This window comes from Saccharothrix violaceirubra (genome assembly GCF_014203755.1).
Classification (GTDB): domain Bacteria; phylum Actinomycetota; class Actinomycetes; order Mycobacteriales; family Pseudonocardiaceae; genus Actinosynnema; species Actinosynnema violaceirubrum.
The window spans coordinates 4929625-4952416 of sequence record NZ_JACHJS010000001.1 but is presented as its reverse complement, the minus strand read 5'-3'; the positions used below and the strand labels follow the sequence as shown (position 1 = coordinate 4952416).

Annotated in this window: 14 protein-coding genes; 5 read left to right on the top strand and 9 right to left on the bottom strand. The window is 73.4% G+C overall.

Annotation, left to right across the window (positions count from 1 at the left end):
- Positions 1 to 42: 42 nt before the first annotated feature.
- Together F4559_RS22665 and F4559_RS22660 are read right to left on the bottom strand one after the other, a co-directional pair.
- Positions 43 to 1029, bottom strand: a complete 987-nt coding sequence (locus F4559_RS22665; RefSeq protein ID WP_184671763.1) for a hypothetical protein — start codon at positions 1027 to 1029, stop codon at positions 43 to 45.
- Complete coding sequence (locus F4559_RS22660) at positions 1026 to 2576, bottom strand: hypothetical protein (RefSeq protein WP_184671761.1); 1551 nt, start codon at positions 2574 to 2576, stop codon at positions 1026 to 1028. Before F4559_RS22660 ends, F4559_RS22665 begins: the two co-directional genes overlap by 4 nt.
- Before the next feature lie 84 nt (positions 2577 to 2660).
- Between F4559_RS22660 and F4559_RS22655 the strand changes: the two genes are divergently transcribed.
- On the top strand, positions 2661 to 3689 hold the full coding sequence (locus F4559_RS22655; RefSeq protein WP_184671759.1) for a PA2928 family protein: 1029 nt from the start codon (positions 2661 to 2663) through the stop codon (positions 3687 to 3689).
- An 11-nt stretch (positions 3690 to 3700) separates the two neighbouring features.
- Positions 3701 to 4483, top strand: coding sequence for a hypothetical protein (locus tag F4559_RS22650; protein ID WP_184671757.1), 783 nt, complete (start codon positions 3701 to 3703; stop codon positions 4481 to 4483).
- A 78-nt stretch (positions 4484 to 4561) separates the two neighbouring features.
- On the opposite strand, the gene F4559_RS22645 is transcribed toward F4559_RS22650, so the two are convergent.
- From F4559_RS22645 to F4559_RS36075, 3 genes are read right to left on the bottom strand one after another with little or no spacing between them, the layout of a single operon-like run.
- The gene (locus F4559_RS22645; RefSeq protein WP_221447347.1) at positions 4562 to 5515 is read right to left on the bottom strand and encodes a diiron oxygenase; all 954 of its coding nucleotides are present in this window, start codon (positions 5513 to 5515) and stop codon (positions 4562 to 4564) included.
- Entirely contained in the window at positions 5512 to 10455 is a 4944-nt protein-coding gene (locus tag F4559_RS22640) for an SDR family NAD(P)-dependent oxidoreductase (RefSeq protein WP_184671753.1), read from the bottom strand. The genes F4559_RS22645 and F4559_RS22640 overlap by 4 nt, the downstream gene beginning before the upstream one ends.
- Positions 10443 to 13742: a type I polyketide synthase gene (locus F4559_RS36075; protein ID WP_425567949.1), complete on the bottom strand. Its 3300-nt coding sequence runs from the start codon at positions 13740 to 13742 to the stop codon at positions 10443 to 10445. The genes F4559_RS22640 and F4559_RS36075 overlap by 13 nt, the downstream gene beginning before the upstream one ends.
- 482 nt (positions 13743 to 14224) lie before the next feature.
- On the opposite strand from F4559_RS36075, the gene F4559_RS22630 reads away from it, so the two are divergent.
- Positions 14225 to 14770 carry an EF-hand domain-containing protein gene (locus tag F4559_RS22630; protein WP_184671749.1) on the top strand — a complete coding sequence of 182 codons (546 nt, stop codon included), beginning with the start codon at positions 14225 to 14227 and terminating at the stop codon, positions 14768 to 14770.
- A gap of 56 nt (positions 14771 to 14826) precedes the next feature.
- Here F4559_RS22630 and F4559_RS22625 read toward each other — a convergent pair whose 3' ends face one another.
- Positions 14827 to 16080, bottom strand: coding sequence for an alpha/beta hydrolase family protein (locus F4559_RS22625; RefSeq protein WP_312865777.1), 1254 nt, complete (start codon positions 16078 to 16080; stop codon positions 14827 to 14829).
- A 191-nt stretch (positions 16081 to 16271) separates the two neighbouring features.
- Here F4559_RS22625 and F4559_RS22620 point away from each other — a divergent pair, with 191 nt between their 5' ends.
- Positions 16272 to 17171 carry a hypothetical protein gene (locus F4559_RS22620; RefSeq protein WP_184671747.1) on the top strand — a complete coding sequence of 300 codons (900 nt, stop codon included), beginning with the start codon at positions 16272 to 16274 and terminating at the stop codon, positions 17169 to 17171.
- A 22-nt stretch (positions 17172 to 17193) separates the two neighbouring features.
- On the opposite strand, the gene F4559_RS22615 is transcribed toward F4559_RS22620, so the two are convergent.
- Positions 17194 to 17382: a hypothetical protein gene (locus F4559_RS22615; protein ID WP_184671745.1), complete on the bottom strand. Its 189-nt coding sequence runs from the start codon at positions 17380 to 17382 to the stop codon at positions 17194 to 17196.
- A gap of 185 nt (positions 17383 to 17567) precedes the next feature.
- Complete coding sequence (locus tag F4559_RS22610) at positions 17568 to 19667, bottom strand: choice-of-anchor P domain-containing protein (RefSeq protein WP_184671742.1); 2100 nt, start codon at positions 19665 to 19667, stop codon at positions 17568 to 17570.
- A gap of 238 nt (positions 19668 to 19905) precedes the next feature.
- On the opposite strand from F4559_RS22610, the gene F4559_RS22605 reads away from it, so the two are divergent.
- Positions 19906 to 21144: an SGNH/GDSL hydrolase family protein gene (locus F4559_RS22605; RefSeq protein ID WP_184671740.1), complete on the top strand. Its 1239-nt coding sequence runs from the start codon at positions 19906 to 19908 to the stop codon at positions 21142 to 21144.
- Positions 21145 to 21217: 73 nt separating this feature from the next.
- Here F4559_RS22605 and F4559_RS22600 read toward each other — a convergent pair whose 3' ends face one another.
- Positions 21218 to 22681, bottom strand: a complete 1464-nt coding sequence (locus tag F4559_RS22600; protein WP_312865599.1) for an NF041680 family putative transposase — start codon at positions 22679 to 22681, stop codon at positions 21218 to 21220.
- Between the last annotated feature and the right edge of the window lie 111 nt (positions 22682 to 22792).

The following is a 22792-nucleotide window of genomic DNA, read 5'->3' as shown; positions in this document are numbered from 1 at the left end:
CCGCAAGGAGGGTGCCTTCGTCATGCCGGTCGCGCCACGAGGTCACCGCAGGCCCGCTTCGCGTTCGGTCAGGGTCGCGGACGGCAGCACCATGCGGGCACGGGCGTAGGCCACGATCGCCGCCCGCCGCCCGGAGTCCTCGGGCGCCGCGGTGTAACCGGGCACGGACACCGACAGCACGCGCCGGTCGGGCGGCAGCAGCAACACGGTCGGCGCCACGGCGGCGCGGCCGGTGTACCAGCCGAGCGCGCCGCGCTCCAGCGGGACCTCGACCGGGCCGAAACGGGCCAGCGGCACGGGTCCGGGCGTCGGACCGGACGGCACGGCGACCTCCAGGTACGAGGTGCCGCCCTCGCGCACCACCGACCACCGGGCGGGGGCGGTGGCGTCGAGCAGTCCCCGCGGCACGGTCGACCAGTCCGTTTCGGACACTCCACTGAGGACGGTCACGCCGGTCGACGGGTCGCCGCCGGCGGCCAGGGCGAAGTCGGCGCGCGTCGGGACCGCGGCGGCCTGCTCGACGCCGTAGTCCTCGGCCAGGGCCAGGACCTGCCGCGCCAGGTCGTCCACGCTCAGGCGGCATCCGGCGGTGTCCAGGGGCGGGATCCCCCGCAGCGCGCGCCCGGTGGCGTCCTCGTCGTCGAGCAGGTGCTCGACCGCGTTGACGGCCACCGCCCGTTCGGCCCGCAGCAGCGCCGGGTTCACCCCGGCGATCCCGGCGGTCGGGGACGCGGGCCACCACGCGCCGACCCAGTCGAGGTGGGCGGCGGTCCGGGCCCGCTCGTGCAGGGGGCCGGGGACGAGGTCGACCTCCGCCGCGGCGCCGAGGATCGCGTCGGCCGCGTCGAGGCCGACGACCTCCCACAGCCAGTCGGCGGCCACCGGGTCGTGCACGACCAGCGACGGCTCCCCGGTGAGCACGTCCCACGTGAGCACCGCGCCGCGCGCCTCCAGCAACGCGGTCCGCTCCGGGTGCGGCGGTGGCGTGCCGACCGTGATCCCGTGGTCGGCACGGACGATCCGGGTCATCGGCCGTCCCGCCGTTCGAGCGCGCTGCGCAGCCGGTCGCGCTGGTCGAGCACCACGGACCGCAGCACGCCGTCGAGCAGGTCCCAGACGTCCGCCGCTCCGACGTCCTCGCCGCGCAGTTCACGCCCGTGCACGCGGACCCACAACCGCCGCAGGTACGCCTGGCACACGCCGAGCACGTCCGCCCGCACCTCGCCGGGCACTTTGTCGGGCATGCGCAACACGCGGTGCACGTACGCCTCGCGTTCCCAGCGTGACCGCAGCCGCGCGGCGGCGTCGGTGGACGCCGCGTCGCCGGTGAGCCCGCCGGCCGCCGCCCGACCGAGCGCGATCGTCACCCGCGCGGCCTCGGTGCCGAGCTGCCAGGGCGACGCCGACCGCGAGATCTCCGCCCGCACCAGATCGGGCACGTCGGCCAACCCGTCCCGGTCGCCGGACCCGGACAGCGCGCCGAACAGGCGCTCGACGATCGACCGGTCGAACGGCTTGGGCAACGACTTCTTGGACGCCGTGTCGCCCACCACCGGGCGGACCGGCCGGGGCAGATCGGTGAGCCCCTGCTCGCGGGCGACCCCGTCGCCCCGGTGCCCGACGGCCGCCGAGGACCCGACCCGGTCCGCGAGAAGTCCGCCGAACAGCCCGGCGTCGGGCCGGGTCGCGCACCCGTCGAGGAACGCGCCGATCCGCGCGGCCAAGACCTCGTCGAGCGACCCGGCTCGGCTGTCGCCGGGCGGGGGCGTCGGCACCTGGAGGCTCGCCGTGCGGCCGGGCACGAGGACGGCGGTGCGACCGCCGGACCGGGAGACAGCGGCCGACTCCACGTGCCCGGAGCCGGAGTGGCATACGTCGGTGCCCTGGAGGCGAAGGCCCTGGGATCCGGTGGCCTCGCTTCCCCGGGCGTCCTCCGGTTCCGCGGGGTCGCCGCTCGTCGAGGCCGTGCGGTCGACGTGCCGTGTGCCGGTGGACAGGGCCGTCGCGGACGAACCGGTCTCCGGTTCCGGGCCGGGCCGGACCGGAACCGTCGTCCAGGCGGCTTCCAGCAGGCGGTCCAACTCGGCGACGTGGTCGGCCACGAAGTCGCGCAGGCGGCCGACCGTCGGCCCGGCGCGGTCGTGCACCTCGGCCAGCACCCCGGCCGCCCGCGTCGACGCCAGGTCGGGTTCGTCGGCCGGGTCGCCGTGCGCGGTCGCCAGTTCGAAGCAGCGCTGGAAGTACAGGTCCTGCGGGTTGCCCTCGGTGATGCCGCGCCGACGGCGTTCCTTCTTCACCACCAAGAACCACGCGGCGGTCGCGGCCAGCACGGGACCGGCCGCGACGATCCGATCACGCAACGCGTCCACGTGATCCATCGCCACCGCACCGGCGGCGAAGCCCGGATTCAGCACGGGCCGCAGCACCAGCGGGTCGAGGATGAGTTTCACCGTGCGCGCCAGGGGTCTGCCGGCGGCGCCGCTGAGCGGGGCGACCGCGTCGCCGAGACCGCCCCACGCCTGGGCGATCAGCAGCCCGCGCGGCAGTGCGGCGCCGGCGGCGCGGACCGTGCTCACGCCGCCGAGCCTAACCCGTTCCTGTGACCGGTAGGCGGGGGTCGCGCGGCAAAGTCCCTCTCGTCGCACAAGCGGGGAGGACGGATGTACAAGACGCCTTACGGGACGCCACGTCGCACCAGGCTGGTGGCGCCCTTCGCGTTGCTGGTGCCCCTGGTGCTGTTCGCCGGGCTGTTCTTCGGCGGCTCGTACCTGATGACGCCGGACCCGGAGATCGAGATCAAGGCCGGGATCGGCACCGGTCGGGTCGCCGGGCGCGACGTCGTGCTCGTGCCCTACGAGCGCAGCGGTCCGCGTGGCATGTGGCAGCTCATGTTCCACGACATGTTCCAGGTCCGGCTCGCCGCCGTCGACCCGCGCGACGGCCGCGTGCTGTGGGACGTGCAGCTCTCCGACCGGCTCGTGTGGGACGCGGCCGTGGTCGCGGCGGGCGAACGGTACGCGTTCGTCGCCACCGCGTCCGGTCCGGTCCTGCTCGACCTCGTCGACGGCTCGCACGTCGCCGGTCCGGACGACATCGCCGGTCTCGGCGCGAAGTTCGTGGCCTCGCCCGACGCCTACGTGTACGACCCCGAGGGACGGCGGGTGCTCACCGTCGACTCCGACGGCACGGTGCTCGCGATCCCCGTGGACGGCACGGCCGCACAGCCGGTCGACGTGCCGGGGTGGCGGCCCGAGAAGATCCGTCGGTCGGAGTCGACGACCGCGTCCGAGGCGTCGCTGGGCGACGACAAGATCACCGTGCGCGAACGGTCCGGCGCGCCCGGCGAGGTGCTGGCGCGCGGCACCGGAATCGGCACCGAGGTGTTCCACGGCGCCCGGATCGTGGTCGACGGCGGCCGGGCGGTGGGTGCCGAGGCCGGGCGGATCCTGGTCGTGCACGACCGTTCGGTCAACGACCGGTCCGCGGCGGTCAGCGCGGTGTCCCTGACGACCGGTGCCGTGACCGCCACGCTTCCCCTGGGTTCGAGCGGTGTCGACCGTGCCGTCGTGCTGCCCGACGGCACGGCCGCGATCGCCACCGACGACGAGGTGGTGGTCGCGACTCCCGAAGGCCGCCTCACCAGGCTCGAAGTCGGTGACACAGACTTCTTCGGTACCCCTTCCCGCTGAAAGGACGTCCCATGCGGACCTTCGCCAAGATCGCCCTGATCGTCGGCCTCACGGCCACCGGCTACTACGTGTACACCGGCTTGACCGGCACGGACGAGTTCGCCTGGCTCAACGGCTGGCTGATCGCCCCGGTGCTGCTCCTGACCGTGGTGCCGATCCTGTTCTCGCTGTCGGCGTTCCGCCGCTCGTTCGGCGAGTCCATGGCGGCCCTGCGCGGCGACGTGCCGGCCGAGTTCGCGGGCGCGCCGATCGGCATGGGCACGGTCGTGTCCACCGCCCGCACCGGCCTGTCCATCAACGACCAGCCGCAGCTCGACATCGTGCTGGACGTCGACACGCCGGAAGGGCGCGGGTTCCGCGCGGTGGCCCGGCACCTCGTCGACCTGACCGAACTGGGCGCGGTCCAGCCCGGTGCCGTGCTGCCGGTGCGCTACCTGCCGGACGGCCGGGTGGTGCTGGCGGTCGACGCGCCGGCGTACGAACTCCAGGCCGCGCTGGACCGGATCCAGCTCGCCAAGGGGCACATCACGCCCAAGCAGCTGCACATCGCGGAGAACGGTCTCGACGCGCAGGCCGTCGTGCTGGCCATGAACCCGACCGGCGAGGTGCGGGCCGGGCGGGCGGTGATCGTCCTGACCCTGCGCGTCACCAGACCGGACGGCACCCGCTTCGACGTGACGCAGGAGAAGACCGTGCCGCCGGGCGCGTTGGGCCAGGTGCAGCCCGGTGCCGTGGTCCGCGCGAAGTACCTGCCCTACGACGAGTCCGAGGTGACGTTGCTCGTCAACCCGTGACGTCCCCCGGCGTTCAGGCACCCCCGATCGGGGGTGCCTGAACGCACATTTCGCGGTGTCCGAACGCATAACTCGCGGTCAAGGGCGGAGGTCGGGGTCGCGCAGGGGGGACCAGTCGGGTTGCTCGCCGAAGTCGAAGTCGACCCGGTCCAGCAGGCCCAGTTCCGCCACCAGTCGCCGGGCGCCGGTGAAGTCGCGCACCACCCGGCCCGGCCCCAGGTCGCCGACGATCTCCTCGGCGCCCGCCACGTCCGCCGCGCGCAGTTCGGCCAGCAGCACGCCGGGGTCCTGCTCGGCGAAGGCGTCCAGGGCCAGGGGCAGGCACCGGGCCACGGCCGCCCGCTGTTCACGGCCCATGTGCACGAACAGCTCCCGCATCACCTCGACCAGGATCGAGCCGTGCGCGGCCTCGTCGCGCAGGTGCAGCGTGGTGATCAACGAGTGCATCGGCTGGATGTCCCGGGCGCGGGCCACCAGTGCCAGCAGGGAGTTGACGCACGTCTCCGCGACCGCGCTCCACACCAGCACCGCGATGTCGCGCTCCCACGCCTCCGGCATCGCGTCCATCGCGGCGCGAAGTCTTCGGTAGGTCACCAACGTCGGCCGCGGCGGCCGTTCGCGGACGCCGCGCAACTCCATCGTCCTCGTGTGCGCGGTCCAGTGCATGTACGTGTGGTAACTCTCGTCCACAATGGACTGCCTGATCGCCTGGCACAGCAACGGCGAGGTGCCGGGGAACGCCCCGTCCACCAGCAGCCGGAAACCCGGTTCGGCGACCAGGCGTTCGGTCTCCACGACGCGTTCGTTGTACCCCAGCCACAGGCCGGTCAGCACCCGGGACCGGCGTTCGGGCGACGCGTCCTGGAACCTCGGGTGCTCGGCGAACGGCACCACCGACAACGGGTAGTCGGGCACCTCGGGGTCGTACGGGTCGGTGCGGTCGGCGGCCTGCGGGTCGCGGGCCACGGCGGCCCGGCGCGGCCACGCGGCCACGATCCGGCGTAACACCGAGGGGCCGATTCCCTCCGTCACGGGCATTCCCCTTCCAGTCGGGACAACAGGTGCCGGGCGAGTGCTTCGGGGGTGGGGTGCTCGTAGACCAGGGCGGGCGACAGCGCGAGACCGGTCGCGGCGGCGAGGCGGTCGCGCAGCGCCACGGCCGTCAGGGAGTCGAACCCGGAGTCGTGGAACGCGCGGTCGGCGGTCACCCGGGCCACCAGCACCGACGCCTCCCGCAGGACCACGTCGACCAGGAACGCGGACCGGTCCCGGGGTTCGAGCGCGGCGACCCGCGACGGCAGGTCCGCCCGTCGGGCCGGGACGAGGTCGCGCAACGGCGTCGGCACGCGGTCGAGCGGTCCGGTGTCGAACACGGCCGGGACCAGCACGGCGGGCGCGTCGGCGCACAGCAGGCGCAACGCCGTGCCGGTGTCGACCGGACGCACGCCCGCGCGGGCCGCGAACGCCGGCTCGGCGCCGCCCCAGTCGCCCCAGGCCAGCGACGTCACGCCCGGCCGCCGGGTCGCCAGGCCGTCGAGGAACGCGCACGCCGCCGCGTGCGCGGCCTGGCCGGGCGTGCCGAGCACCCCGGCGACCGAGGAGAACAGCACGAGCGCGGCGTCCGGCAGGAACTCGGACAACCACACCGCGCCGTCGACCTTGGCCCGGAACACCGCGTCGACCCGGTCGGGCGTCGTGCGGTCCACCGCGCCGTCGGCGAGCACCCCGGCCGCGTGCACGACGAGGTCGGGTGCGCGTTCCAGGCCGTCGAGCAGGTCACGCACGGCCTCGCGGTCGCCGACGTCGCACGGGACCACGTCCACCCAGGCCCCGGCCTCGCGCAACTCCGCGCACAGTTCCACGGCGCCCGGCGCTTCCCGTCCCCGGCGTGAGCACAGCACCAGGTTCGTGACGCCCTGGGACACCAGGTACCGGGCCACCACGGCGCCGAGCGCCCCGGTGCCGCCCGTGATCAACGCCGTGCGTCCGTACCGAGAAGATCCGGTGCGGGTCGACTCGGTGCGGGCGGGCACCAGGCGGGGCACGAACACCGCGTCGCCGCGCACGGCGCACTGCTCTTCGTCGGCCACCTCGCCCGGCGGACCGTCGACCAGCACGAACCGGTCCGGGTACTCGGCCTGGGCGCAGCGCACCAGGCCCCAGACCGCCGCCGCCACCGGGTCTACTTCTTCGTCCGGGCGCACGGCCACGGCGTCGCGGGTGTTGACCACCAGTCGGCCGGTCGGGTGCCGGCGCAGGAAGGCGAGCAGGTCCCGCCGCACCCGGTTCACCACGACCCGGGCGCGTTCGGGCGCCGGCAAGCCCTCCGCCCGTTCGGGCCGCAGCACGTACCAGCCCGTCGAGTCGGCACGCCCGCTCGTCGGCCGCCACGCGAGGACGTGGACGGGCGCGGACGCCGTCCGCATGCGGGTGACCGACAGCACCGGTCGGCCTTCGGTGTCGCAGGCCGCCAACGACCAGCCGCCGTCGACGCGGGACAGGCGCACGCGCAACGTCGACGCGCTCCCGTGGCGCACGACGCCCTCCCAGGCGAACGGGATCACCGGCCCTTGGTCGTCGAGCAGCGCGGCGTGCAAGGCCGCGTCCACCAACGCGGGGTGAAGCGCGTAGCGGGGATCGGCGGCGGGCAAGGCGACTTCGGCGAACAGGTCGTCACCCCGCCAAGCCGCACGCAGGCAGCGGAACGCCGGACCCCACTCGCGGTCGGTGTAGAAGTCGTCGACCGGCACGGGCCGGGCGTCCGGCGGCCAGGCCACCGGACGCGGCGAGGCCACCGTGGACGTCACATGTCCGGTCGCCCGGCAGGAACCGGCGTACACGGCCACGGGTCGGCGGCCGTCGTGTTCCGCACCCACCTTCACCCGGAACGTCCCGCCCGGGGACAGTGGGCGGTCGACCGTCAGGTCCGCCACGACCGGACAGCCCACCAGTGCGCCCGCGTAGGCCACGACGTCCAGCCACACCGTGCCGGGCAGCACGGGCGTGCCGTCGACCACGTGGTCGAGCAGCCACGGGTGTTCGGCGGTCGACCACGAGCCCGCCACGAGCACGCCACCGGTCTCCGGGTCGTCGACCGCGGCCGTGACCATCGGGTGCCCGGTCGACGGCGGGTCGAGCCAGAACCTCTTGCGCCGGAACGAGGTCCGCGCCGGACCGGGCAGCGCCGGGTCGTGGTGTTCGAGCAGCACGTGGGCGTTGCCGCCGCTCAGCCCGAACGACGACACGGCCACCCGCCGCGGGCCGTCCGCCAGGAGCGCGTTCACCACGCCGACCACGCCCGCCGCCGCCTGCGTGTGGCCGACGTGCGCCTTCACCGAGCCGATCGCCACGTCGCCGTACACGTCGGCCAATGCCGCCGCCTCGACCCGGTCGCCCAGCACGGTCCCGGTGCCGTGCGCCTCCACGTAGTCCACTTCGGACGGTTTCAGGCCCGCGTCCGCCAAGGCCCGGCGGATCACCCGGCGCTGGGCCCGACCGGACGGCGCGGTCAGCCCGTTCGACGTGCCGTCGGAGTTGACCGCCGTGCCGCGCACCACGGCCAATACCGGATTCCCGGCGGCCACGGCGTCCGACAACCGTCGGAGCACCAGCACTCCGACGCCTTCGGACCACACGGTTCCGGCGGCATCGGGGCCGAACGGCCGGCACCGGCCGTCCGGCGCGAGCGCGCCGAGCTTGGCGAACTCCACGAACCCGTGCGGCGACGTCATCACCGTCACGCCACCGGCCAACGCCAGCGAGCACTCACCGTCCCGCAGCGACCGCACGGCCAGGTGCAACGCCACGAGCGACGACGAGCAGGCCGTGTCGACCACCAACGCCGGACCGGTCGTGCCGAGCACGTACGAGACCCGACCGGCGGCCATCGCCGCGAACCCGCCGGTCGCCCGATGGCCGTCCGGCGGCACGCGGTGGGCGTAATCGTTGGCGAACACGCCGGTGAACACGCCGACATCCTTGTCCCGCAACGACCTCGGGTCGATCCCGGCGCGTTCGATCGCCTCCCAGGTGACCTCCAGCAACACGCGTTGCTGCGGGTCCGTCGCGAGCGCCTCGTGGTCGGGGATGCCGAAGAACTCCGCGTCGAACTCCGCGGCGCCGTCGAGGAACCCCCCGAACCCCGCTCCCGGCCAACACCGGTCGGCGGGGAAACCGGAGATCACGTCGCCGCCGGAGAGCACCAGGTCCCGCAACGCCTCCGGCGTGTCGATCCCGCCGGGCAACCGTACGGCCAGACCCACGATCGCGATCGGCTCGGCGACGAGGTCGGGTCCGGGTCCGTCGGAAACCTCGACGCCGTCGAGGAAATCCCGGACGGCCGCCGCCATCGGGTGGTCGTACACCAGCGTCGACGGCAGGTCCAGCCCGGTGGCCGCCGCGAGCCGGTCGCGCAACGCGATCGCGCCCAGCGAGTCCACGCCCAGATCGGCGAACGGCGTGTGCGGGTCGAAGCCGTCCAGGATCGACGACGCGTCGGCCGACAGGACCCGGCCGGGCGACGTCGCCGCGCCTGGTGCGGACACCGGGTGCGGGAACCCTGGCGGGGTCGACCGCACGTCGACCACCAGGTCCCGCAACGCGGCCCGGTCCACCTTGCCCGTCGGCGAGCGGGGCAGTGCGGCCACCACGCGCAGCCGGGTCGGCAGCTTGAAGTCCGCGATCCGCCCGGACGCGTGCCGCCGCACCACCGCCAACGTGAGCCCGCCGCCGACCACGACCGCCAGCACGGCCTCGCCCCGCACGGCGTCGGGCACGCCGAGCACCGCCACCTCGACCAGGCCGGGGCAGTCGGCCAGGGCGTGCTCGACCTCGGCCGGGTAGACGTTCTCGCCGCCGGTGATGATCAGGTGCCGCAGCCGGTCGACCAGGTACAGGTACCCGTCGTCGTCCAGCACGCCGACGTCGCCCGTGCGCAGCCAGCCCTCGGCGTCGAACCCCGTGGCCGGGTCCTCGGCCCAGTACCCGGCCGTGACGCCCGCGCCCCGCACCCGCACCTCGCCCCGCGGGCCCGGCGTCCCCGTGTCCGGGTCGACCAGGCGGATCTCGTTGTGGGGGAGCGGTTTCCCGGCCGACCCGATCCGGTCGGCGCCCGGCAGGTAGGTGGCGTAGCACGACGTCTCGGTCAGCCCCCACGCCTGCTGGAGCGCGACCCCGTGCTCGGCGTAGAGGCGGATCAGCGCGGGCGGCACGGGCGCGCCGGACACGATCGGCACCCGCAGCGCCGACAGGTCCGCGTCCGCGAAGCCCGGCACGCGGGCGATCGCCGCGTACATCGACGGCACCGCGAACATCGTGTTCACCCGGTGCGCGACCAGGTCGCGCAGCACGCGTGCCGGGTCGAACGACCGGTGCAGCACGGTCGTGCCGCCCCGGCGCAGGGACCGCAGCGTGAAGCAGTTCAGGCCGCCGATGTGGGCCAGCGGCGTGACCACGAGGTTGACGTCGTCGGGCCGGGTGTCGGCCACCGAGCCGAAACCCTCGCCGTTGGCGTGCAGGTTGCCGTACGTGAGCCGCACGCCTTTGGGCCGTCCGGTCGTGCCCGAGGTGTAGAGCAGCATCGCCAGGTCGTCCGGCGCGCACGCCACCGGCTTGCCCGGCTCACCCTCGCCGGTCACCCGCCGGACGTCCAGCGCCGCGTGCGGGTGTCCGGGCTCGACCACGGCCGCGTGCGCACCGCAGTGCCGCAGCACGGCGTCGGCCTCCGCGACCGACAGCCTCGGGTTCACCGGCACGAACGTGCTGCCGTGCCACGCGCACGCCAGGTACGTGATGAGCAGCTCGGGGCTGTTGCCGCCCAGGTAGGCCACCCGGCCGCCCGGCTCGCCCAGCCGGGCCGCCAGCCGTCCGGCCCGGCGCACCAGTTCCGGGTACCCGAGCACGACGGCGCCGCACCGCACCGCCGTCCCGCCGGAGAACCGGCGGGCCGCCGCCACCGGGCTCAGGTCGGGCACGACCACCCCCGCGCGTGGTCGAACAGGTCGAACATCGCCACGTCCCCGCGCGCGGCGGGCAACCGGGCCAGCAGCGTCCGCAGCCGGTTCGCGATCTCGGCCGCGTCCGCCTCCGACACGTCGCCGATCACCCGCTCCAAGCGGTCCAGCTCGGCCGCGACCCGCGACGGCAGCACGGCACCGAGCAGGTGGTCGGTGAGCGCGGCGGGCGTCGGGTGGTCGAACACGGCCGTGGCGGGCAGCCGCGACCCGCACAGCGCGCTCAGCCGGTTGCGCAGCTCCACCGACGTGAGCGAGTCGAAGCCCAGCTCGCGGAACGACCGGTGCTCCTCCACCGCGCCCGGATCGCCGAAGCCGAGCACCGTCGCGGCCTGCGCCCGAACCACCTCCAGCGTGACCGCCCGGCGTTCGGTCGGTCCGAGGTCGCCCAGCCGGTCGGCCAGCGACACGGGCTCGCGGTCCGCGACGACCGGGACCTCGACCGCCGTCGTGACCGGGTCGGCACCCGCGGACTCCAGCCAGAACCGCCGCCGTTGGAACGGGTACGTCGGCAGGTCGACCACCCGCGCGCCGCTGCCCGCGAAGAACGCCGGCCAGTCCACGGGCACGCCCCGCGCGTGCAGGCGCCCCAACGCGGTCACCACCGACCGTCGCTCGTCGCCGCCGGACCGCACGGCCGCGATCGGCACCGCCCGGTCCACCCCGGCGGCGGCCAGCGCGGTCAGCACGCCGTCCGGTCCGACCTCGACCATCGTCGTGGCGCCCAGGCGTTCGGCCGTGCGCACGGCGTCGAGGAACCGCACGGGCCGCCGCACCTGCACGGCCCAGTACTCGGCGGTCGCGACGGGCGCGTCCGGCCGACCGGTGACGGTGGAGACCATCGTGACCCGGGGCGGCTGGAAGGCGGTCCGCGCCGCCACCGGCCGCAGGCCCTCGACCACGGAGTCCATGTGCGGTGAGTGCGAGGCGCAGCTCACCGCGAGTCTCTTGGTCGCCCGGCCGCGCTTGGCCCACAGCACGCCGACCGCGACGACCGCGTCCTCGTCACCGGACACGACCACCGACCGGGGGCCGTTGACGGCGGCGACCGCCACGCGTCCGCGCAGCGTGGGCACGACCTCGTCCTCGGTGGCCTCGACGGCGAGCATCGCGCCGCCGGCCGACACCGCGTGCATGAGCCGACCCCGGGCCGCGACCATCCGCACCGCGTCGGCCAGCGGGAAGATCCCGGCGACGTGACCGGCCGCGAACTCGCCGATGGAGTGCCCGACCACCAGGTCGGGCCGCACGCCCCACGACTCGAACAGGCGCACCACGGCCACCTCGAACGCGAACAGCGCCGCCAGCGTGAAGTCGATCCGGTGGACCTCGCCGTCGAGCGCGTCGCGCAGCGGCCGGGCCAGGTGCCCGTCGAACGCGTCGCACACCTCGTCGAACGCGCGCGCGAACGCCGGGAACGCCCGCAGCTCCCGGGCCATCCCGACCCGCTGGGCACCGCCGCCGGTGAACAGGAAGGCGACCCGGCCGGGCGCGGCCTCCTCGACGACCAGGTCGCCGAGCCCCCGTGCCAACTCGCCCCGCCCGGCACCGACCACCACGGCCCGCCGCCCGAACGCGGTGCGCGTCGTGGCCAGCGACCAGGCGACGTCCACGGCCGAGCCCTCGACGTCGGCCGCCGCCTTCGCCTGCGCGCGCACGGCGTCCGCCGTCTTGCCCGAGAACACCCACGGGACAACGGGTTCGTGGCTCCAGCCGCCCTGCTCCTCCTTCGACGCGCACGGGACCGCGGGGCCCGGCTCGCACTCCGCGCGCGGCACGCCGACCCACGCGGCGAACGCGTCGGTCAGCGGCGTCCAGCGGTCGGCACGCGCCCGCGCGGGATCGGGTGAGCGGGAAGTCTGCGGCGGGATCGCGCCGCGGCGCGGCTCCTCGGCCTGCTCCACGACCACGTGCGCGTTCGTGCCGCCGTAACCGAACGACGACACCCCGGCCCGGCGCGGGCGGCCGGTCTCCGGCCACACGCGGTCGGCGGTCAGCGGCGTCACACCACCGGCGTCCCAGTCCACGTGCGGTGCCAACGGGGTCGTGCGCAGCGTGCGCGGCAGCACCCCGGCGCGCACGGCCTCCACCACCTTGATCAACCCGGCGACGCCCGCCGCCGCCTGCGTGTGGCCGATGTTCGACTTCACCGACCCGACCAGCACCGTCCCGGCCCGGCCGTAGGTGGCCTGCAACGCCCGCGCCTCGACCAGGTCGCCCAGCGGCGTGCCGGTGCCGTGCGCCTCCACGTAGTCCACGTCCGCGGCGTCGAGGCGGGCGTCGGCCAGCGCCGACCGGATCAGCCGCTCCTGGGCCGGACCGCGCGGCGCGGTCAGGCCGTTGGACGCGCCGTCGGAGTTCACCGCCGACCCGCGCAGCACGGCCAGCACCCGGTGGCCGCGGCGGCGCGCGTCCGACAACCGGGCCAGCAGCACCAGACCCGCGCCCTCGGACCAGCACGTACCGTCGGCGTCGGCCGAGAACGGCTTGCACCGGCCGTCCGGCGCGAGTCCGCGCTGTCGGGAGAAGCCGGTGAACGGCGCGGGCGTCGCCATCACCGTCACACCGCCCGCCAACGCCCAGTCGCACTCGCCCCGACGCAGTGCGCCCATCGCCAGGTGCACGGCCACGAGTGACGACGAGCACGCCGTGTCGACCGTGAGCGCCGGTCCCTCGAAGCCGAACGTGTACGCGACCCGCCCGGCCGCCATGCCGCCGGAGCTGCCCGCGAACAGGTAGCCCTCGACGCCGTCCAGCGGCAGCCGGGCCCGGGAGCCGTAGTCGCCGTACATGACGCCGGTGAACACGCCGGTCCTGGTGCCCCGCAACGTTTCCGGCAGCAGCCGGGCGTGTTCGAGCGCCTCCCAGGAGGTCTCCAGCAGCAGCCGCTGCTGCGGGTCGGTGGCCAGCGCCTCGCGCGGCGACATCCCGAAGAACCCGGGGTCGAACTGGTCCGCGTCGTGCAGGAAACCGCCGTGCCGCACGTAGGTCCGGCCGACCGCCTCCGGATCGGGGTCGTGCAGGTCGGGCCAGCCGCGGTTGGCGGGGAAGTCGGACACCGCGTCCACCCCGTCCACGGCCAACCGCAGCAGGTCGCCGGGCGCCCGGACGCCGCCGGGGAACCGGCAGGCCGTCCCGAGGACGGCGATCGGCTCGTGGTCGTCAACCGGGGCCGGGCGCGGACCGTCCTCGTCGGCAACGTGCATGTCATTTCCTCGGTACTCGATCGTCGTTCGTCCCGCGGTCACGCCACCCGCGCGGGTTTCGGCGGACACGTACACCTGGACAGGAGAAGTGTTCACCTGAAGGGATTCCCCGGCCGTCCGCGCGTCACCGATCGTCCGAAGCCTTTCGCGAATTCACGCGAAAGAATTCCTCGTTCAGCGGTCGCGCGGTGCCGTGATCGACGGCGATGCGGCCGGTGGAGACGTGCCGCACGATAACGGTTCGCCACCGTCGAGCGCATGTCACCAAAATCCGATCGTGGGCGTGTCGGACGGCCGTGACAACGCTATGACCACGGCTCCTGTGTCACCGCGCGGTCCGGGAAGAACGAGAACTTTCACACGATCGTGCAGCCTCGACCAGGTTCCGCACGCCCCGTGGACACCCGGGAGGTGACGGTCTCCGGGGCCGCGCGGTTGCCGTTGTGCGGCGTGGATCGAAAGCTGAGCGGATCGATTGCCGGGGGCCACGCCGTCCGGGCGTGCCGGGAACGCGGGAGGAACAGATGGGTCGCGGATTCGACATCCTGAGCCGGAAGTGGTCGCTCGACTTCGACGCGTTGGACTACGACGGCGACGGCCTGCTGTCCCGCGCGGACATGGAAGGGCTGGTCGAGTCGACCCGGGTGGCCTTCGGGCCCGAGGGCGACCCGGTCAAGTTCGCCGAGTTCCGCAGTGCCAGCCTGCGGTGGTGGGACCGCTTCCTGGCGCCCGCCGACGGCGACCGCGACGGGTACGTGACGCGGGACGAGTACGTGGCCGCGTACCGGGAGGTCGACCTGGCCACCATGTCCGCCGCACTGATCGCCTTCGTGGACGCGATCTTCGACTTCGTGGACACCGACGCCGACGGCCGGATCGGCATCGGGGAGTTCGCCGCGCTCCAGCGCGCGTGGAACGCCTCGCGCGAGGACGCGATGACCGTTTTCGAATCACTGGACGTCGACGGCTCGGGCCATTTGTCCAGGGGTGAATTGCACATGTACGTGCAGCAGTACTACACCAGCCCCGATCCGGACGCGCTGGGGAACAATCTCAATTTTCGATTCTGACGCCGTTGTCGGGAACCGCCGGCCGCGGGGGATCGCCCCGCCGCCGGCGGCTCGGGTCAGACGATGAACCGCGCGTCGGGGTGGCGCGGGGACGGGCCGTGGAACAGGCCGCGGTCGCGGCGCTTGAGGTGCAGGTCGAAGAAGCCGGCGACGTAGTCGTGCTGCGCGGCCAGCGAGCGGCGCGGATCGATCGTGCCGACGATCCCGGCCTGGCGTCGCGGCGACAGCAGCCCCGAGAGCTGCGGGACCGCCACCTGGAGGTCCGTGAAGCTGTAGTGCGTGGCGCGGTCCAGGTGCAGGTCCCGCTTCCACGCCCGCTGCCGGGCCCAGAAGTCCGCCCAGGTGCGGTCGAACTCCGGGGTGCGGTGCGAGTGCTCGACGGCCTGCCCGTTCTCGACGAAGTCGCCGCCGAACAGCAGGAACGGCCGGTCGAGGCCGTGCCGCACGGCCTCGCCGGGGAAGTACGGCTCGGGTGTGCTGTAGGCCATCGCGCCGTCGACGTCGATCCCGGCGTCGATCCGCCGGTCGGCGTACATCGCCTCGCCGGCCGTGTACCCGCCGTACGAGTGCCCGAACATGCCGGTGCGCGACAGGTCGAGCGCGTCGTCGAGCCCGCGCGGCAACGGATCGCGTTCCGCGTCGGGGTTGCGACCCCGGTCGATCAGCGCGAGCTGGTCGAGCACGAACCGGCTGTCGGCGACGCGGGTGTCGATCGCGGTCTTGCGGTGGTCGAGTTCGGCCTCGTTCGCGACGCCGTACTCGACCCGGCCGCCGGGGAACCCGACGGCGAGCGACTCGTACGTGTGCGAGAGCGAGACGACCACGTAGCCGTGGCTGGCCAGGTCGTCCACGACGCCGGCGTTGAGTTCGCGGGCGCCGCCCCACCCGTGCGAGAAGAGGACCACCGGGAACTCGCCGGCGGCCACCCGGACGTTCGTGCGGGCCTGCCTGGTCGTGCCGTCCCAGTCGACCGAGCCGATCGGGACGTCCAGGAAGTACTCGCTGGACAGCACGGCGTCGGCGACCTGCGCCACCCCGGTGCCCATCCAGTCGGCGCGCGGCCCGTCCGACCCGGCGGCCGGGTAGCTCACCGTGACCATGAGTTCCCGCTGCCGCGCGGCGTTCCACGGATCGACCCGGTCCCGGTCGACGAGGTGGAGGTCGGTCGTGCCGACCGGGTACCGCCCGCTGAGCGCGGGCATGGCGAACCGCGCGGGCGCGGCGGGTGCCGCGTGGGCCGGGACGGTCGCCAGTGCCGCCACCGCCGCGACACCGACCACCACCCCGACCGTTCTGCTGAGGTTGGACACGTATCGTCCCTTTCCGCCGTTATGCGGCTTGCGTGCCGCAGGTCGCAATGCTGACACGCGAACGGCTCCCGGGTCTTCGTCCTGGTGGACCAATGTCGCCTACGACCGGGGTCCGATCGCTTCCTGGAATCAACACGCCTCGGGGATAGTGGTGGGCCTCGGCTTTCGAGTGGCATTCCGCGGGAGGTGGCATGCTCAAGGAATTCGTCGAGTGGTTCGACGACCAGTTGATGCGTCGTGGAGTGTCGGGCATTTTCCACGCGGTCCTGGGGATTCTTTCGCTCGGCGCCGTGGCGAGTGCGGTATTCGGCGGGACCGCGGTGAAGGTGGCCGCGGTCCTGGTGGCGGTCATCGTCCTGCTCGCTGCCATGGCCCTGCTCGCTTCGGGGCGGAAGGAACAGGTGCTCGGTCGGCTGCGCGACGACCTGCTCATCGGCTCTCTCGTGGACGCCGTCACCGGACGCAGCGGGAACGCGCGGATCACGATGTGGGAGGACGTCGCGCAGATCGATTCCGACGGCAACGTGGTCGAGACCGTGACGGTGTTCGCCCGTGCCGAAACAGGCGATGTGCGATTTTACCGCCTTCGTGTCGGTCCTGGGTGGAACCAGCCGAAACGGCAGCGCGCCAAGGTCGTGTGCGAGGTGGTGGGAGTCCGCCCCGACGGCGGCGACGGCCCGCGTTACGACCTCCGCTGTCGTCGGCTCGTCGACGGCAGGCTGGAAACCGTTGTGACGCTGCCCGATACCGTCAAAGTGGGACAGCGTTTCCGTGTCCGGTTCAAATACAGCTGGCCGGGAATGTGTGAACCTTTGATGGTGTGGGGTCAGCCTGAAGACTTCCGGCTGAGATTCGCGCACGCCGTGGAAGGGGTCCGATACACCATCGTACTGCCTGCGGGGCGTGAGGTTCGATTCGAGTCCATCGGCTTCGACGGGGGTGACTCCGCATATGCGGTCGAGGTCGACCGAGATCCCGCGGGCGCCGTGAGCTTGTCGCTCACCGCGCGGAACGTTCCTGCGAAACACACGTTCGGGACCCGGCTCGACCTTGACCGGACAACGCGTCCGGTCGGTCGACCGGACGCGTGACGGGTGAGTGGGCGGCTTTCGGTCAGCCCGTCGGGCGCAGTTCGCGGCCCGACGCGGTGAGGTGCTCCCACGTCCGCCCGCGTTGGCTGGGTGCCGCCTCGCCGTCGGCCAGGCGTACCGCGTAGACCAGGCCGTAGGGGTCGGGTTGGTCGAACAGGTCGCCGGTGCGCACGTCGACCAGGTCCCGGGCGTGTTCGGTGCGGGTGCTCATGGCGCAACTCCTCGTCGCGTGGAGCGGCTGCCCGCACTGCGCCCGGCCGTGGCGGCGGGCGGGTAGCCCGAAAGTGTCGGGTTGGGTTCCTCGAGTACCCCTTGAGCTGCGTTGACATGCCCAAGGTCGGTCGGCGAACGGGTGAAAGCGGGGCGAGGGCCGCGTACGGCCCCCACCCCGGTGGATCAGAAGCCGATGCGGCAGCCGGCGATCACGATCTCCTGGCCTAGCAACGTCACCACGCGCACCGCGTACTGCGCCAGCTCACCCGTGGGCAGCGTGGTCGTCTGGTTCACGTAGATCGTCGCCACGCCGAGCAGCGAGATCGTCGCCGACGCCGTGCCCAGGCTCTGGCCGTTGAGCGTGCCGACCCGCGACGCCCCGGTCGGCCCGGACGCGGTCATCGTGCACGTCGACTGCACGTCGGACAGCGAGATCGCGCCCGCCAGCAGCGACGCGCCGCTGATCGACGCCGTCGCCGTGGTCCGGCCGTTCGTCATGTCGAGCGTGCAGTCCGCCCGCAGCGCCGACACCGAGGCCAACCCCGTCACGTTCAGCGACGCCGTGGTCTGGGTCGACGACGGCGGGCACGTGGCCAGCGGTGTCTTCGCCACGGTCAGCAGACCCGGCACGAGCGAGGTCGCGCTCAGGTCCCACGACTCGCCCCGCACGTACGTCACGATCTGCACCACGGCCGTTCCGGCACCGCCGTCGTCGTCCGTCACGCGCACCAGCACGTTGCGCGAACCGATCGTGTTGGACGTGTGCGACGCCGTGCACTGCCCGTTGGAGACCGTGCCGGTCTCCACGGCCGTGCCGTCCACGAAGTCGATCGTGCACGTGTGCGTGTCGTGCCGGCCCGCGTCGGTGAACGGCGCGACCACGGTCACCGAACCGCCGCGCGCGACCACGGTGCCGGTCGCGGGCGACGACACGGACACCGACGGCGCCACGTTGGTCAGCGACAGCGTCGTGGTCGCGACCACGGCCGTGTGCAACCCGTCGTCGGCTGTGAGCCGCAATGCCCACACGCCGTCGTCATCGCAGGTCACGGACGTGGTCAGCGACTGGGAGTCGCTGAACGTGCACGCCGCGCCCGCGTCGACGCCGGACTGCGCGGTCGCCGTCCACTGCACTGCCGCGGGTGGGCCGTCCGGGTCGGTCACGGTGCCCGCCAACGACACCGCCGAGCCTTCCGCACCCGCGTACGGCCCACCGGCCAGCACGGTCGGCGCGTTGTTCACGACCACGTTCGTGCAGGCGGCCACCGTGCCGGCACCGCCACCGTCCGTGCCGCGCGCCGTGACGCACAGCGAGTGCGTGCCCGACGACAGGGTGGGCGTGGTGACCGAGTACGTCACCGAGGTCGGACCTGGCCGCGGCAGCGCCGGGGTCACCGACGAGACCGCGATCGGCGTGCCGCCGTCGATGCTCAACGACAGGTCGGTGAGCTGCGACGCGATGACGCCGGGCACGATGTTGGGCAGGGTCGACGGGTCGAGCACCTCGGTGCACCGGCCGCCGGTCAGGTCGGCCAGCGCCTGGAGGCTGGAGTTGTAATTGGCGCCGCGACACCGCGCGCCCGTGCCCACCGCGAACGTCAGGTAGTCGACCGCGGCGGGTTGCGCGGAGGCAACCGCGCGCACGTCGGTCGACGAGAAGCCGTCGGACAGGAACAGCACGATCTTGCGCCGCTGCGTCTGCGCGTTGGTCACGCTCGTGGCCGCGTTGACCGCCGGCACGTAGTCGGTGGCGGCCGGGAACGTCTTGGGCGTGAACCGGGACACCGCCCCCGGCGTGATCGACGACAGGGCGTCCTCGATGTCGCGGATGCCGTTGCCGTCCTCGTCGGCGCCCGGCGCGGTCACGAGCTGATCGCCCGCGGCCGGCCGCACGTCGATCGTTGCCGCGCCGTTGCCGAACGCGACCGCGCCGACCGCGGCGACCACGGTGTCGGTCTGCGCCGCGATGGCGTTGAGGCGACGGGTCGACCCGACCTCGCAGCCCAGGATGGTCGGACCGCCGGCGCACGCGCTGCCCGTGCTGCCCGACGCGTCCACGACGTAGGTCAGCGCGGTATCTCGCACCGGTTGGCCCGCGCCTATCTGCGCGGTGCCGGTCACCGTCACCGCACCCTGCGACAGCAGGGTGCCGGGGGTGGGCGAGGTCACCGTGACCCCGATCCCCGTGCCGCCGGGCAGATTCCCATCGACCGCGTGCGCCTGGACCGTGCCCGCCAAGAGCACCCCGACGGCCAGCACACAGGACCTCCGTGCCATTCCCATCCGGTCAACCTCCCGCCGTTCCGACTTCCTCCCCAAGAGTCGCGGCGTTCGGGCGATCAGCTGCTGCTCTATCGAGTGGACCACGGCATGTGTTCGACGGTGTAACCCGCATACCTCCTGTCAGCCGTAATTTCGCCACTTTCGTGGGCGTAGCGTCCGCTGCCCGGCAGCATCGGGAACAACCGCCGCCGTCACCGGGTTGGCCCGTCCCGCAAGCACCGGATTCTTGGGGGTACGCATGAGAAAGTCGGTCCTGTCCGTCCTCGTGGCCGCCGCCCTGCTGGGCGCGTCCGCCACCGCGACGGCGCAGCCGGCCGCCCACGCCGCCGGCGGCTGGGGCGCGACCTGGGGTTCGTCGCAGCACGCGGGCGCCGAACTCTTCGGCTCGCCCTGGGTGACCGAGGGGTTCGACGACCACAGCGTGCGGCAGGTCGTGCGGCTCAGCCGCGGCGGCCCGGCGCTGCGCGTCCGGCTGTCCAACGCGTTCGGCACATCGCCGCTGCGGCTCACCGGCGCCACGGTCGCCCGCACCGACAAGGGCGCGTCCGTGCGTCCGGGCTCGGTGCGGCACGTGACGTTCCAGGGGCGCAAGTCGACCACGGTCGCGGTGGGCGCGGAGCTGGCGTCCGACCCGATCCCGTTCGCCGTGCCGTCGTTCGAGCAGGTCACCGTGACGCTGCACTTCGCGGGCAGGACCGGCCCGGCCACCGCGCACGGTGACGCCACGGCCACGTCGTGGCGGGCCAAGGGCGACCACCGGGCGGACGTGTCCGCATCGGCCTTCACCGAGAGCACGACGAGTTGGTACTACCTGTCCGGTGTGGACGTGGTGGACCTGTCGCCGCGCCGGGACACCGTGGTCGCATTCGGCGACTCGATCACCGACGGTGCGGAATCCACTGTGGACGCCGACCGCCGCTACCCCGACCGGCTGGCCCGGCGGCTGGGCGGTCGACTGGGCGTGGTCAACGCGGGCATCTCCGGCAACCGCGTGGTCAACGACTCGCCCTGCATGGGCGAGAAGGCGCCCGCGCGCTTCACCCGTGACGTGCTGTCCCACCCGGACGTGCGCACCGTGATCCTGCTGGAGGGCATCAACGACATCGGCTTCAGCGAGATCGACCTGGGGCCGTGCGGCCTGCCCAACCCGCGCGTGACGGCGGACGAGATCATCGGCGGTTACCGGCAGATCATCGCCGCCGCCAAGGCCAAGGGCATCCGCGTGGTCGGCGGCACGCTCACGCCGTTCAAGGGCGCCTTCTACGCCACGGACCGCGGCGAGGGCGTCCGTCAGGCCGTGAACCACTGGATCCGCACGTCGGGCGCGTACGACGCCGTGGTCGACTTCGACAAGGCCGTCGCCGACCCGGCCGACCCGACCGCGTTGCGCCCCGAGTTCGACCCGGGCGACCACCTGCACCCGAACGACGCCGGCTACCAGGCCATGGCCGACGCCGTCGACCTGTCCACCCTGTAAACCCGCGAGTCGTCCACTCGGACACCCCGAAACACGCGCTCGGACACCCCGAAACACGCGCTCAGCTTGTCTTTTAACCTGTTCGGCGGGGTTTGGTGCCCTTCTTGTGGTGGGCCGGTCGGGTATGTGCCCGTCCAGTGGCCAGGACGAGTCCGACGTCGAAGCGCGGTGCGGTGGCGCGGTTCTTCGAGCCGGGAGGTCGTCCCGGTCCGGGGCGGACCGGTTTCGGTGCAGCCGCTGGGCGGGCGATCTTCATGTGGAGGTTGCGGAACCCGCGCCGGACGCGGGTCGGGGTGAGCCTGGCGGGTTCGGCGGGTCGTTCCCAGGGGTGGCGCAGGTCGGCGACCAGCGGGCGGGCCAGGCGCAGTTGTGCGTGGACGGCCAGGATCAGCCAGGTCCAGCGGTCGGCGGCCTCGGGATCGCGCAGCCTGGGTCTGGTCCAGCCGAGCGTCTGCTTGAGCAGACGGAAGGTGTGCTCGATGTCGAAGCGCCGCAGGAACGCCCGCCACCAGCGGTCGACCTCGACCGGGCCGGAGTCGGGATCGGAACACCACAGCCAGACCGGTTTGTTCACCCCGCCGGAGGGCAGGCGCTCCACCGTCAGTCGGATCACGGTGCCCTCGACGATCGGCAGCGGTCCACTGTGGTCGATCCAGGCGGCCCGGCGGGTCAGTCGCGGGTGCAGCCGGTTCCAGGCCTGTGCGGTGGCGGTGCCGTAGAGACGGGTGTCGGTGCGGGTCAGCACGTCCTCGGCGCCCCAGGTGGCGGGGTCGCCGAAGACGAACTCGCCGCCGTGCTTGCGAAACCGTCCGCCCAGAGGGTTGTGGACCCGGGGCGGGCCCGGGCGGCGCAGCACCCGGTCCGACCGCATCCGTCCCAGCACCCGCACCGGCAGGTCCTCGAGCAGACGGGCGATGCGGGGCGCGTCGTAACCGGCGTCGAACACCACCAGGATCTCCGGATCACCCCGGCGCCACTGGTCGGCGGCGATGAGCCGTTGGACCACTCCGCGGACCTGGGCGGCGGTCACCGCGGCGAGGTCCGCGCCGGGCGGCAGCCGGACCGCGTCCAGCAGCGCGGTCCACGACGTGCCGCCGGTCTCCAGCGCGGCCACGAACGAGTACGGCCATCCCGGGATCATGCGGTGCTCGCCTCTGCCGCGTCCGTAGACGTGGCAGAACGTGCGGTCCGGGCAGGTCGCGCCGTCCGGCCGCAACCACGGCGAGACGTCGACCGCGAGCACCAGGCGGCCGTCCGCGGCCCGCGGCAACGGCGTCCCGGCCAGCGCGTCGCGTAGCCGGTCGACCTCGATGCGGCCGTTGTTGACCGCGTCGTAGAGGCCACCGTGCCCACGCCGGTGTTCGGGCGCCAACGACAACCCCACCAGGGTCCGCACCGGTCCGTCGGCGCACAGCACGGCGTCGGCCAGCTCGAACAACCCGTCCGCCCGACGGGTCAGACACCGGTGGAACTCCCGCCGGAACCCGGACAACGCCCCGAGCGCCGATCTGGGGTCGAGATGGTGCACACTGATCACGCAGCCCTTTGGTCGATCGTCCTTCTGTCGCAAGAGCGATGATCGACCAAGGGCTGCTTCTGTGATCAACCGGGGTGTCCGTCAACCGCCCGGGACCTCAAAAGACAAGCT

Bases quoted from the DNA above. Each gene is read 5' to 3' on its own strand.
- F4559_RS22665 (WP_184671763.1), bottom strand. From the start codon at position 1,029: ATGACCCGGATCGTCCGTGCCGACCACGGGATCACGGTCGGCACGCCA.
- F4559_RS22655 (WP_184671759.1), top strand. From the start codon at position 2,661: ATGTACAAGACGCCTTACGGGACGCCACGTCGCACCAGGCTGGTGGCG.
- F4559_RS22650 (WP_184671757.1), top strand. From the start codon at position 3,701: ATGCGGACCTTCGCCAAGATCGCCCTGATCGTCGGCCTCACGGCCACC.
- F4559_RS22630 (WP_184671749.1), top strand. From the start codon at position 14,225: ATGGGTCGCGGATTCGACATCCTGAGCCGGAAGTGGTCGCTCGACTTC.
- F4559_RS22620 (WP_184671747.1), top strand. From the start codon at position 16,272: ATGCTCAAGGAATTCGTCGAGTGGTTCGACGACCAGTTGATGCGTCGT.
- F4559_RS22615 (WP_184671745.1), bottom strand. From the start codon at position 17,382: ATGAGCACCCGCACCGAACACGCCCGGGACCTGGTCGACGTGCGCACC.
- F4559_RS22610 (WP_184671742.1), bottom strand. From the start codon at position 19,667: ATGGGAATGGCACGGAGGTCCTGTGTGCTGGCCGTCGGGGTGCTCTTG.
- F4559_RS22605 (WP_184671740.1), top strand. From the start codon at position 19,906: ATGAGAAAGTCGGTCCTGTCCGTCCTCGTGGCCGCCGCCCTGCTGGGC.